This window comes from Haloferula sp. (genome assembly GCF_049672945.1).
In the GTDB taxonomy this organism is placed as follows: Bacteria; Verrucomicrobiota; Verrucomicrobiia; order Verrucomicrobiales; family Akkermansiaceae; genus Haloferula.
In genome coordinates this window covers 1-10,796 of record NZ_JBATWY010000250.1, presented here as the reverse complement: position 1 = coordinate 10,796, position 10,796 = coordinate 1, and the positions used below count along the sequence as shown (strand labels likewise).

11 protein-coding genes are annotated in these 10,796 nt (G+C 60.5%); 4 read left to right on the top strand and 7 right to left on the bottom strand.

Going from position 1 to position 10,796, the window contains the following annotated elements; translation table 11 throughout:
• On the bottom strand, positions 1-464 hold a 464-nt coding region (locus WBG04_RS21795; RefSeq protein ID WP_424316976.1), incomplete at its 3' end, for a radical SAM protein.
• A 199-nt stretch (positions 465-663) separates the two neighbouring features.
• Here WBG04_RS21795 and cls point away from each other — a divergent pair.
• Positions 664-2,139 carry a cardiolipin synthase gene (gene cls, locus WBG04_RS21790; protein ID WP_424316974.1) on the top strand — a complete coding sequence of 492 codons (1,476 nt, stop codon included), beginning with the start codon at positions 664-666 and terminating at the stop codon, positions 2,137-2,139.
• A gap of 178 nt (positions 2,140-2,317) precedes the next feature.
• On the opposite strand, the gene WBG04_RS21785 is transcribed toward cls, so the two are convergent.
• Positions 2,318-3,565, bottom strand: coding sequence for a PQQ-binding-like beta-propeller repeat protein (locus WBG04_RS21785; RefSeq protein WP_424316971.1), 1,248 nt, complete (start codon positions 3,563-3,565; stop codon positions 2,318-2,320).
• An 11-nt stretch (positions 3,566-3,576) separates the two neighbouring features.
• Positions 3,577-4,695: an iron-containing alcohol dehydrogenase gene (locus tag WBG04_RS21780; protein ID WP_424316968.1), complete on the bottom strand. Its 1,119-nt coding sequence runs from the start codon at positions 4,693-4,695 to the stop codon at positions 3,577-3,579.
• A gap of 57 nt (positions 4,696-4,752) precedes the next feature.
• On the opposite strand from WBG04_RS21780, the gene WBG04_RS21775 reads away from it, so the two are divergent.
• Positions 4,753-4,992, top strand: a complete 240-nt coding sequence (locus WBG04_RS21775) for an addiction module protein (RefSeq protein ID WP_424316965.1) — start codon at positions 4,753-4,755, stop codon at positions 4,990-4,992.
• A complete protein-coding gene (locus tag WBG04_RS21770; protein ID WP_424316962.1) occupies positions 4,989-5,285 on the top strand; it encodes a type II toxin-antitoxin system RelE/ParE family toxin in 297 nt (98 codons plus the stop codon). Before WBG04_RS21775 ends, WBG04_RS21770 begins: the two co-directional genes overlap by 4 nt.
• Positions 5,286-5,317: 32 nt before the next feature.
• Here the strand turns inward: WBG04_RS21770 and WBG04_RS21765 are convergent, their stop codons facing one another.
• The 4 genes from WBG04_RS21765 to WBG04_RS21750 all read right to left on the bottom strand — a co-directional run bounded on the left by WBG04_RS21765 (position 5,318) and on the right by WBG04_RS21750 (position 8,610).
• The gene (locus tag WBG04_RS21765; protein ID WP_424316959.1) at positions 5,318-6,748 is read right to left on the bottom strand and encodes an aldehyde dehydrogenase family protein; all 1,431 of its coding nucleotides are present in this window, start codon (positions 6,746-6,748) and stop codon (positions 5,318-5,320) included.
• A gap of 24 nt (positions 6,749-6,772) precedes the next feature.
• Positions 6,773-7,156, bottom strand: coding sequence for a type II toxin-antitoxin system VapC family toxin (locus tag WBG04_RS21760; RefSeq protein WP_424316956.1), 384 nt, complete (start codon positions 7,154-7,156; stop codon positions 6,773-6,775).
• Positions 7,153-7,359: an AbrB/MazE/SpoVT family DNA-binding domain-containing protein gene (locus tag WBG04_RS21755; protein WP_424316954.1), complete on the bottom strand. Its 207-nt coding sequence runs from the start codon at positions 7,357-7,359 to the stop codon at positions 7,153-7,155. The genes WBG04_RS21760 and WBG04_RS21755 overlap by 4 nt, the downstream gene beginning before the upstream one ends.
• Before the next feature lie 180 nt (positions 7,360-7,539).
• Positions 7,540-8,610 carry a hypothetical protein gene (locus tag WBG04_RS21750; protein WP_424316951.1) on the bottom strand — a complete coding sequence of 357 codons (1,071 nt, stop codon included), beginning with the start codon at positions 8,608-8,610 and terminating at the stop codon, positions 7,540-7,542.
• Positions 8,611-9,155: 545 nt separating this feature from the next.
• Here WBG04_RS21750 and WBG04_RS21745 point away from each other — a divergent pair.
• The gene (locus WBG04_RS21745) at positions 9,156-10,469 is read left to right on the top strand and encodes a PQQ-binding-like beta-propeller repeat protein (protein ID WP_424316949.1); all 1,314 of its coding nucleotides are present in this window, start codon (positions 9,156-9,158) and stop codon (positions 10,467-10,469) included.
• Positions 10,470-10,796 lie beyond the last annotated feature (327 nt).

Below are 10,796 nucleotides of genomic sequence, written 5' to 3'. Positions count from 1 at the left end.
ACCTTGTTGGGATTGAGCGTGCCGGGTTCGGCTTCGAAGGCGATTTCCTCGGCGGCATCCCACGGGAGCAGCGCCTTCATGCGGTCGGTCAGGTCGACGAGCTGGCTGGGGGAAAGGTAGCTCGGGGTGCCGCCGCCGAAGTAGACGAAGTGCGGCTTGCGGCCGTCGATGAGCGGCTTGCGGGCCATCATTTCGAGTTCGCGGACGGTGCAATCGAGGTAGTGCTTGATCTCGTCGGCATTCTTGTCGGTGTAGACGCGGAAATAGCAGAAGTGGCAGCGTTTCCGGCAGAAGGGGATGTGGTGGTAGAGGCCGAGTGCCGGAGGCGTGCCTTCGTGCGGAGTGGCGTAGGCGTCGTGGACGGCCTGGGCATTGTCTTCCGACCAGAAGGAGAAGGGCGGGTAGTTCGAAATGAAGTAGTTGCCCGCGCGGGTGGCTTTGGAGGCTGTGGATGAATCAGGCATGGTCAATGGGATCTTGTGCGGGAGGGTAGCATCTCAGCCTCAGTTGGAAAGCGGAGGCTGCTCAGGTCTGGGTCCATACGGAAGACTCAGCGGATTTCTCTCGACGGCGGGTTGGAAATCGTGGTCCGGAAACTCTGGCGAAAGACCGAGGTAAAAGGTGGATTCCTGCAAAAATTGCCGACAAGGTGTCGCCGCCACCATGAAGACGTTGTTCGATTTTTTCACCCATCCTTCGACCCTCGCAATCATCCTGCATCTGTTGCTGGTGATCGGGTTCAGTATCCGTGTGGTGATGCAGCGACCAGCTACCGGAGTCGCTCTGGCGTGGCTTTTCCTGATTGCGGCGATTCCGTTTGGCGGGGCGTTTGCCTATCTTTTGGTTGGGGAGAAAAGGATCGGGAAGGAGCGTGTCAAACGTCTCGCGCGGTTGCGGGATTCCTACGAGCATGTCACCAATTCACTGGTTAGCAGGCACTTGACAGAGGTTGATTGGTCGGAGCACCCACCCGAGGCGCGGGAAATGGACCGACTTGGTAGCAAGATGATCGGTTTGCCGACCGTGTGCGGAACAAGCGGGAAGCTCTTCTCGGACACTGGCGAGATTTTGAAAGCGATTGCCGAAGATGTGAGGAACGCGGAGCGCAGTGTGCTGATGGAGTTCTACATCTGGAACGAGGGAGGGCTTGCCGATGAGGTGCTCGAAGCGGTGATCGGTGCCGCAGAGCGTGGCTTGGACTGCCGTCTTTTGATCGATGGTTTGGGAGCAGCGCCTTGGTGGAAAGGCGATCAACCGAGCCGCCTGAGGGATGCGGGGGTGAAGTTGAAGCAGGCACTTCCAGCGGGATTCATTCGAATGCTCGTCGGTCGCAATGATGTGCGCCTGCACCGGAAAATCGTGATCATTGACGGGATGACCGCCTGGACCGGCAGCATGAACATGGTCGATCCCCGTTTTTTCAAGCAGGATGCGAATGTCGGGGAGTGGGTCGATGCGATGGTGCGGGTAAAAGGGGGAGTGGTTGCTCCTCTGGCTCTGACCATGATCGGGGACTGGACGCTTGAAACGGGCGAAGATGTGTTCGAAGTGGCGAAAGCCGTCGGCTTTGGTGAGGTGGAATCCAACGGGAGCGCGGCGGCGCAGGTCGTGCCCTCAGGGCCGGGGCAGACGGAAGACGGTTTGCTGCAGATGCTGCTGGCAACGGTGAACAGCGCACGTGAGGAGCTGGTTCTAACAACGCCGTACTTCGTGCCGGATGATTCGTTGCTGCGGGCGATACGAGGTGCGGCGGCTCGCGGAGTCGCGGTTTCAATGATCGTGCCGGAGAAGGTGGACTCGCTGTTGACCCGCTATGCGAGCCGCTCCTTCTACGATGAGCTGATTGACAGCGGGGTGAAGATTTTCCTCTACCGCAAGGGTCTGCTGCACACCAAGTCGATCACGGCGGATCGGCGGATCTCGATGTTCGGCACGGTGAATCTCGACATGCGCAGCTTGTGGATCAACTACGAGGTGGCGGCTTTTGTCTACGGGACCGTGTTTGGTGACGAGCTGCGCCAATTGCAGCAAAGCTACATGGAGGACTCCGAAATGCTGGATGGTGGGGAGTGGGCGAAGCGTTCGAAGGTTCAGAAGTTTCTCGAGAGCGCTTTTCGACTTTCGGCCCCGATGCTTTGAGGGAGGCTGAGTCTTCGAACGGTGCCGCCGCTTTTGTCGGGTTAGTCAGTTATGGGAAGATTGAGGAACAACGAAAGCGCGCGAAATTCCGCGAATTTTTTCAGGGTCTTGGAAACAAAGAACGTGGACCAAGGAATACGTGAAAGCTTCAGCGGCCGGTCCGCCACCGCAGTCCAAATTATTTGATGACGAAGACGGTGCCTTTGCCGCCGGTGATGATGAGGCGGTCTTGTGCGTAGATCGGTGGGGCGGTGAGTTTCTCACCCAAGTCGAGGGTCCAGAGCTCTTCGCCTTCAAAGGTGACGGCGTAAAGGCGGCCGTCGTTGGAGCCGAAGACGACGGCATCATCGAAGACGAGCGGCGAGGACTCGATGGGGCCGCCGGTGCGGTATTTCCAGAGCAGTTCACCGGTGGTGGTGTCGACCGCGTGAAGGTGCCGGTCCTTCGACCCGATGTAAACGTGGCCGAGTTCTTCATTGATGGCGGGGGAACTGGAGAAGGGAAAGTCCTCGGCTTCGTAGATCCAGTCGAGGGCTTCGCCGTCAGCGAGGGTTGCGACGAGCTGATTGGCGTAGGTGGTGCAGTAGATGTTCTTCCCGAAGGTGGCGACGCTGTTGATGATTTGCGCGTCGGTGGGGATTTCGTTGGAAAGAGTGCCATCCTCGAGTTTGAGGACGTGGATGAGGTTGTCGCAGCCGCCGAAGGCGACGAGTGAGTTGTCGATGATGGCGGGGGTGCCGTTGATGTAGTCGTCGGTCTTGTAATTCCAGACGGCTTCACCATTGGAAGCGTCGAGGCAGCGGACGATGCCATCGTAGCCGTTGACGAGGACCCATTGGGTGTCGCCTGCGGGGGAGCGGACGACGATCGGGGCGGACGGAAATTTTTCGTCGCCCTGAACGGTCCAAATGGGTTCGCCGGTGGTAAGGTCGAGCGCAAGGAAGGTGTTGTCGCCGGAGCCGACGAAGACGCGGCCCTCGGAAATGGCGGGGGCGGCTTGAATGGTATCGTCGGTTTCGTGAGACCAGAGGGCTTCCTTGGTTTTAAGATCGATGGCGTGGACGAGGCCCATGATGTCGCCGACGATGAGAAAGTCGTCCGAGACAGCGGCTTCGGCCATGGCAGGGGCGTCGAGTTCGAAGGTCCAGTCGATGGTTGGGGACTGGGGTGCGGGGGCATGGACGCGGCCCTGGAGGGACGGGCCGCCGCGGGTGATGGGCCAGTTGAGCGTTGTGGGTTGCGGGGCGGCGGGGATGGTTGCTGCGGGCTCGACCTTTGGGGGGGATTCCTTTTTGCAGGCGGGCAGGATGAGGAAGAGTGAAAGTAGGATGAGGGCGCTTGAAGCGGCATGACCGTCTCGGTCATGAATGGAAGGATCGGGTTTGGAAGTCTGGGCTTTCAAGGTGAAAAGGAGCGCTGCGTTCATGACCGGGACGGTCATGCCACTGTTAATGCGGCTTGGTAGAGGGCGGTGATGTCGGACTTGGTGATGGGGCGGGGGTTGAACTTGCCGGTCCACTGGGGGAGGGCGGCGGCGGTGAGCTCGGGGATGCGGGTGGGGTCGATGTTCAGATGGGGGAGCTTGGCGCTGGCGATGATGGATTCGAGCCAGTCGATGAGGGGTTCGCCGAGGTATCTACTAAAGTCATCGTAGGTGGCGGCGGATTCGGGGTCTTCGGCGTTGAAGCGGATGACGTGGGGGAGGGTGAGGGCGACGGCGTGGCCGTGGGGAACGTCGAAAAAGGCAGTGAGCGGATTGGCGAGGGCATGGGCGGCACCGAGCATGCTGTTCTCGATCGCGGAGCCGGCCATGGCGGCGCCGAGGAGCATGTCGGCGCGGTTGTTGATCCTGGCGGTGTTGGTGATGACCGCTTCAATGGAGCTTGAGATCAGGCGGAAGGCCTGGCGGGAGTAGGCTTGGGAAATGGGGTTGCGCTTGGTGCAGACGGCGGTTTCGAGGGCGTGGCTGAGGGCGTCGAGGGCGGTGAGCGTGGCGACTTTCTGAGGCTGGGAAAGGGTGAGCTCGGGGTCGAGGAGGGCGATCTTGGCGAGGGCTTTGGGATCGCCGCAGGCGATCTTTTCGTGGGAGCCATCGCGGGAGACGACGGCGAAGGACTGGCACTCGCTGCCGGTGCCGGCGGTGGTGGGGACGGCAATAAACGGGAGCAGCGGCTTTTCGGCGTGGCCGTAGCCGTGGTAGTCGGACATGCGGCCGCCGTTGTTGAGGAGGAAGTTGCAGCCTTTGGCGGTGTCCATGCTGCTGCCGCCGCCGAAGCCGATGATCAGGTCTGGCGCGACGTCGGCGGCGAAGGCGCGACAGGCTTCGATGTCGGATTCGGCGGGATTGACGTGAGTGTCCTGATAGGTGGTGACTTGAAGACCGGCATCGCGGAGGAGTCCCGTGGCATGTCGGATGTGGCCGGCAGCGACGATACCGGTGTCAGTGACCAGGAGGATGTTGGTGCCGCCGAGGGATTTGACGGCATCCGGGAGTTCGGAGAGACGCCCGGGTCCGAAAAGGATGCGGGGGGAGGGGCGGGCGTCGAAGGAGGTCATGATAAAGCGGTAGGGCGATGGATTGCCAATCGTGAATGAATCGTCTAGAGTGTCCCTATGAAGCTTGAAGATCTTGGTGCCGAAGCGTTGAAGCTCGATGAGTCTGACCGTGCGGAGTTGATGCACCTTATCATGGACAGTTTGGAGGGCGCGGACCCGAATGATTCGGACGAGGATAGCCTGACTGAAGCGATCCGCAGGGGTGAGGAGTTGAGAACAGGTAAGGTTGAAGGGATTCCCGAAGCTGAATTCATGGATGAGTTTCGAGCTGAACGCGAAAGACTTCGGGCGCGGTGACGATCATATTTCACCGCTTGGTCCGGAGCGATCTCAGGCTTACCCTTGAATATTACGACGCACGTTCGAATACGGCAGGAGACCGTTTGTATGAAGCCTTTGCGGATGCGGTCGCAAGAATCAAGCAGTCGCCCTATCGTTGCCACCCTATCGATGCGAAACGGCGGCGGTGTAAGATTCGAGGCTTTCCCTATCATCTGGTGTTCGAAATTGAGGACGAAATGATTTTCATTACGGTGATGCGGCACGATCGACGGTCGCCAAGCTACGGGCTTCGCCGTCGGCGGAATTAAGATGATTTAAGGTTGGAATTAGCAGGCTTGGCTCAGCGGCTGGAAGCCGCTGCCACGTCGCCTTGGATGGCGCGGCGGTGGTAGAGGAACTCGAAGAGGTTGCCTTCGTGGGGTTGTTCCCATTGGACGCGGTTGGTGGGGTAGGCACCGAGGTTGAGGCGTTCGATGTCGGGGCTGAGGAGGAGTTCTTCAATGAAACGCTGGTCCTCGGTGAAGGCGCTGACGACGAGGGTTTCGCCGATGCTGCCGACCATTTCGCTCTGCGGCATTTCGACGATGCTGGCATAGGGGAACATGAACTCGGTGTTGGCGAGGGCGTGATCCTTGTCGGTGCAGGAAACCAGCGTCGGGTTGAGGTAGAATTGATCGAAGGCTTCGACTTTGCGCTCGCTGCTGCGGTGCTTGGCGGTGATGTCTTCGGCGCCGGGCTCCTTGAGGGAGGCGGTGATGAGATCGTCGATGGCGTCGGCCATGGTGGGGTTGGCGAAGCCGCAAAGGAGGGCGTGGTCGTCGTCGCGGGCGAGCGGTTGGATCTCGGCGAGCTTTTTGGCGAGGGCGTCGGCGAGTTCGTCGCGGTGGCTGGGGACGAGGATGGCGGAGGTGTTGATGCAGGAGCGGCCGCCGTTGGCGGAAATGGATTGGACGATGACGTCGAGGAACTCGGGCCAGCGGGCTATCATGTCTTCACCGATGAGGATTTTCGAACGGCCGGTGCCGTGGACCTGGACGCTGTCGTAGGGAGCGTACTTTTTTACCGTGGCGTCGGAGCCGAACGAGATACCGCGGCCGCAGCAGGTGACGATGGTGTCGCCGCCTTCGTGGGTGGTCGGGTAGTAGCCGAAGGCTTCTTTCGGGAAGCCGGCCTGGATCATCGCCTGGACGATGCGCAGCGGGGTGAAGGGGTCTTCGCGGCCGGGCTTGAGGAAGACCGGGATCTTCATCACCGGGGCGGGAATCCACAGCGAGTTGACGGCGGGGGCGTTGCTCGGCAGGGAGACGCCGAGGGAGTTGGCCGCGGGAAAAAAGTTGATCGTGAGGTCCTCGACCTGGGTGAGGCCCTTGTCGAAGATGTTGAGCGGCATCTTGCGGGTGAGGCCGCCAATGACGGTGCGGATCTCCGACATGGCGGCGTGGATCTTGCCCATGTTCATGCGCACGAGGGTGTGCGGCAGGCGGGTGAGGGCGGAGAGGGACTCGATGTATTGCTGCGGGGATTGGGTCGAGTCGCCGCAGGGGAGGTCGGCGTGAAGGAAGAGCTCGGCGGCGGCTTCGCAATAGTCGGCGAGGGTCTCGGCGGGGATGGCGTCGAGGGCGGCCTTGGCCTTGGCGACTTTGAGGAGGTCGCGACGGATCAGGCCCGGGTTGGCGGTGTGGGTGGTGAGCGTTTCACCATGGCCGAGGTCGAGTTCGACGGTGTCGAGGGATGTGTAGCTTTCGCCGAGGCGGAGGATGGGGATGTTCATGGGAAAGTGCCGAGTGAGCAGCGATCAGTGGGCAGAGGAAGACTTGGGGAAATAGTTTACGCCGGGGAGGTCCTTGAAGTGCTCGTCCTGGGTCCAGAGTTCGGCGTTCCAGCGCAAAGCGGTCGCATAGATCAGGCTGTCGGCAAGCGGAAGTGGATGGCGGGCGGCTTCGAGGGCGAGGCTCATGTTGAGGTCGACGACGGTGCCGGCCTGCATCTGGCTGGCGACTTGCAGGGCGGCGTCTTCGCCTCGCTCGCGGAGGACCTTTTTAAAGACCTCGTAAATGGTGATGACGGGGACGATGAGGTGCTCGGGCTCGGTCAAGGGGGCCTCGAAGTGCTTGGCTCGCTCGGTATCGGCGAAGTATTCAAGCCAGCCGGAAGAGTCGACGACGTGGTAGGAACTCACAGGCGGTCGCCCTCCCGTTCGATTTCCGTATCCATGCCCTTGAGGAGCCCACGAACGGACTGGATGGGTCTTACGGGAATGAATTCCACCCGGTCGGCGTAGCGAATCACCCGCAACTTCTCGCCGGGGGTGAGGTGAAGCTCTTCCCTGACAGCGAGGGGGATGACGACTTGGAACTTGGGTGAGAGGGTGACGGTGTTCATATCGATTGGTCTATCGTATGACGATTGGTTGATCGATGCAAGTTCTGGTTTCCGGGCTGGAGCTTCCGTTGAGGCGGAGGGTGGGGATGTTAATCCTGAAGTTTTCTGGTTTTCAGTGTTCAGTTTTCAGGCTTGGCCGCTGCGCGGCAGTGCCAAGTGATCAGTGCGAAGTGGAAGATGTTAGTAAACCCCTTCGATCACCGTCTTCGTTCCGGATTGGAATGGGCGGACATCGCCGACGCCGTCCCAGGGGAATTCGTCGCAGGGCTTTCTCCGGATGGCTTCGTCGCGTTCGAGGAAGCGGGGCATGAAGAATTCCTTGGTCATGGTCGTGAGCTCGACGCGGCCGTATTCGTCGTAGTCCATGAGCTGGGTGGTGTCGTCGGGGTTGACGATGCGGAGCACGGCGCGGGGTTGCGGGGCGTGGTAGGTGAGGGAGTATTCGCCGGGGCCGCGCTTCTTGCTGATGGCGAGGCCCATGAGGGTGTTGCCGTAGGTGGGGGCGAAGTTGACTTTGCCTTCGAGGACTTCCTCTTCGATAAAGCGCACGTACTGCGGGGTCATGGTGGTGCCGCCGGCGAAGACACCGCCGATGCCGGCGTCGGCGAGGGACATGCGCTCGGCGAGGCTTTCGAGAAGTTTCGGGGTGGTGAAGAGGCAGCCGATGTCGCGGTGGCGGATGATGGTGGCGGCCTGGTCGATGACGTGCTCCTGATAGGCCTTGGCCATTTTCATTTCACCCATGCCGATGAGGCGTTTGACCCAGCGCGGGTCGAGGTCGATGAAGTAGCAGGCGCCGCCGCGGATGTTGGCGAGGTGCTCGATGGCCATGCGGAGACGTCGCGGGCCGGTCGGCCCGACCATCAGCCAGTTGGCACCGGCGGGGAAGAAGTCGGGGCCGTAGTGCTCGGAGAATTCGGTGTAGTCGGTTTTGTAGTCGTCCCAGCCGATGCGCTGCTTGGGCATGCCGGTGGTGCCGCCGGTTTCGAAGACGTTGTAAGGGCGGCCGATGTAGGCTTGGGGGATGAAGCGGGCGGGGTCTTCTTTGCGCAGGATTTCGTCGTCGAAGTGGGGGAACTTCAGGAGGTCGGCGAAACTGTGGATGTCGGTGAGCGGGTTGAAGTCGAGGGTCTTGGCTTTTTCGAGCCAGTAGGGGCAGCCGGTTTCGGGGGAAAAGTGCCACTTCACCATTTCGAGGGTGTGGGCGTCGAGTTGGGCGGCGGCTTGGTCTTTAGTTAGGGTGGAGGACATCGAATTTAGAGGGACCAGGATGGATGGGATGGGTAGGATATTGGAAGGGGCAGGAAATTTGAAACGCCAAGACGCTAAGGACGCCAAGGTTTGAGGATTCTTGATTTTGGGAAAGGCAGTTTTTTAACCGCAGATGAACGCGGATGGACGCAGATTTTTTGGGGAGGTGATCTTACGGGTGATTATGGGTAGATCATACGGGGATTTGGGCAAGGGGCGGGGCGGACATTTTGGGTGATTCGGGGGGGTCGTGCAAGTGGGGGCGGGGTGGTGGTGCGGGCTTTGGGGTACAGGGAACAGGGGTCAGGAAGGGGCTCGTTTGGCCCGAGCGCTTTATCGGTTAGTGGGATAGCAATGGGGTTCGGCGGCCGGAGAGCTTGCGCCTCCGGCAAGACTTTGGGCGATTGAGGTAGTCCCTACCGGTGAGGCTCGTCGAGCATTGGAGATTCTCCCTGACCACTGAATCCTGTACTCCAAGGCGGGAAGAACTGGCGACGTTCTTTGGATGATTGACGACGGCGCTCTCCCGGTCGAAGGATGCAGGCATGAAGGAAATCGTGCTGGGATTGTTGATGATGGGTGTGGGGATGGCGGCGGATTGGCCGCAGTGGCTGGGAGAGGACCGGGATGGGACTTGGGATGAGGAAGGGGTGGTCGCGGAGTTTCCGGAGACCGGACCGAAGATCGCGTGGCGGGTGCCGGTGGGGCTGGGGTATTCGGGGCCATCGGTTGCGGACGGTAAGGTATACCTGATGGATTATCTGAAGACCGGTGGTGAGGTGGTGAACAATCCAGGCAAGGCGGTAGCGCTGGAGGGGAAGGAGCGGGTAAGGTGCTTCGATGCGGAGACGGGCATGCAAATCTGGGAATATGCGGTGGAGCGTCCGTATGAGCTTTCCTATCCGGCGGGGCCGAGGTCGACGGTGACGGTGAGCGGGGGGAAGGCTTATGCGCTGGGAGGTATGGGGCAGCTGATGTGTCTCGATGCGAAAAGCGGGGAGCTGCTTTGGGAGAAGGATTTGGTGAAGTCCTACGACCCGGGGTTTCCGATCTGGGGATTTTCGGCGCATCCGCTGGTGCACGACGGCCTGGTGGTGACGATGGCGGGGGGCGAGGGGAGCTCGGTGGTGGCTTTCGATGCGGCGACGGGTGAGGAAAAGTGGAAGGCGCTGTCCTCGGAAGAGCCGGGTTATTGCCCGCCGACGGTGATCGAGTATGGCGGGACCGAGCAGATGATTGTGTTTACTCCGGAGGAAGTGGCGGCTTTGAAGCCGGGAACGGGTGAGGTGCTTTGGTCGGAGCCGTTGAAGGTGAATTTCAACATGTCGATCGCGGCGCCGCAATTTTCGGACGGGAAGCTGTATGCGAGCGGGATGGGGCGGATTGGGGCGCTCTATGAGCTTGATGCGGAGAAGCCGGGGGCGAGGCAGCTGTGGAAAGGGAAGCCGAAGACTTCGCTTTATTCGTCGAATGCGACGCCGGTGATTTTCGATGGGACGATGTATGGTCCGGATATCGAGACGAGCCAGTTGATGGCGGTGGATTTGAAGGATGGCAAGCGCTTGTGGGAGACGACGCTGCCGGTGACGGGTGAAGAGGGTTCACGGGTGCGGCACGGGACGGTTTTCGTGACGCGGCATGAGCCGAGTGGGCGGTTTTATCTCTTCAATGAGAAGGGTGAGCTGATCATCGCGGAGATGACTCCGGAGGGATATAAGGAGTTGGATAAGGCGCAGGTTTTGAAGCCGACGAATGAGGCGTTTGGGAGAGATGTGGTTTGGACCGCGCCGGCGTTTGCGATGAAGTCGGCGTTTGTTCGGAACGACGAGGAATTGGTGAGGGTGGATCTTTCCGAGTGATTCGATTCTTAACCACGGAATACACGGAATACACGGAAGTTGAGAAGGGAGGGGGGCATATCCATCCGTGCCATCCTAGTACGGTATCGGCTTTTTACCAGGAGCTTGGTTGCTCGGGTGTCCGACGGTTTCGCGGACGAGGGTGCCATCATCGGCGGGTGGTTTCCATTTTCCTCATGTCAGCCAGCGAGCGTTAAGACGTAAGCGGGGTAAACGCCCCCCTCTTGACAGGTTCAGGCGGCGGCCTTTTTCCGGGCTCGGGCGGCGGCGATCCGCGCCGGGGTCAGTGAGGCGATCACTTCCGGATCGGTCACGCCGGGCAGCGCC

What these genes read in the sequence shown, in the direction of transcription:
- WBG04_RS21780 (WP_424316968.1), bottom strand. Translation starts at nt 4,695, where the DNA reads ATGACCTCCTTCGACGCCCGCCCCTCCCCCCGCATCCTTTTCGGACCC.
- WBG04_RS21765 (WP_424316959.1), bottom strand. Translation starts at nt 6,748, where the DNA reads ATGAACATCCCCATCCTCCGCCTCGGCGAAAGCTACACATCCCTCGAC.
- WBG04_RS21775 (WP_424316965.1), top strand. Translation starts at nt 4,753, where the DNA reads ATGAAGCTTGAAGATCTTGGTGCCGAAGCGTTGAAGCTCGATGAGTCT.
- WBG04_RS21750 (WP_424316951.1), bottom strand. Translation starts at nt 8,610, where the DNA reads ATGTCCTCCACCCTAACTAAAGACCAAGCCGCCGCCCAACTCGACGCC.
- WBG04_RS21785 (WP_424316971.1), bottom strand. Translation starts at nt 3,565, where the DNA reads ATGAACGCAGCGCTCCTTTTCACCTTGAAAGCCCAGACTTCCAAACCC.
- WBG04_RS21745 (WP_424316949.1), top strand. Translation starts at nt 9,156, where the DNA reads ATGAAGGAAATCGTGCTGGGATTGTTGATGATGGGTGTGGGGATGGCG.
- WBG04_RS21755 (WP_424316954.1), bottom strand. Translation starts at nt 7,359, where the DNA reads ATGAACACCGTCACCCTCTCACCCAAGTTCCAAGTCGTCATCCCCCTC.
- cls (WP_424316974.1), top strand. Translation starts at nt 664, where the DNA reads ATGAAGACGTTGTTCGATTTTTTCACCCATCCTTCGACCCTCGCAATC.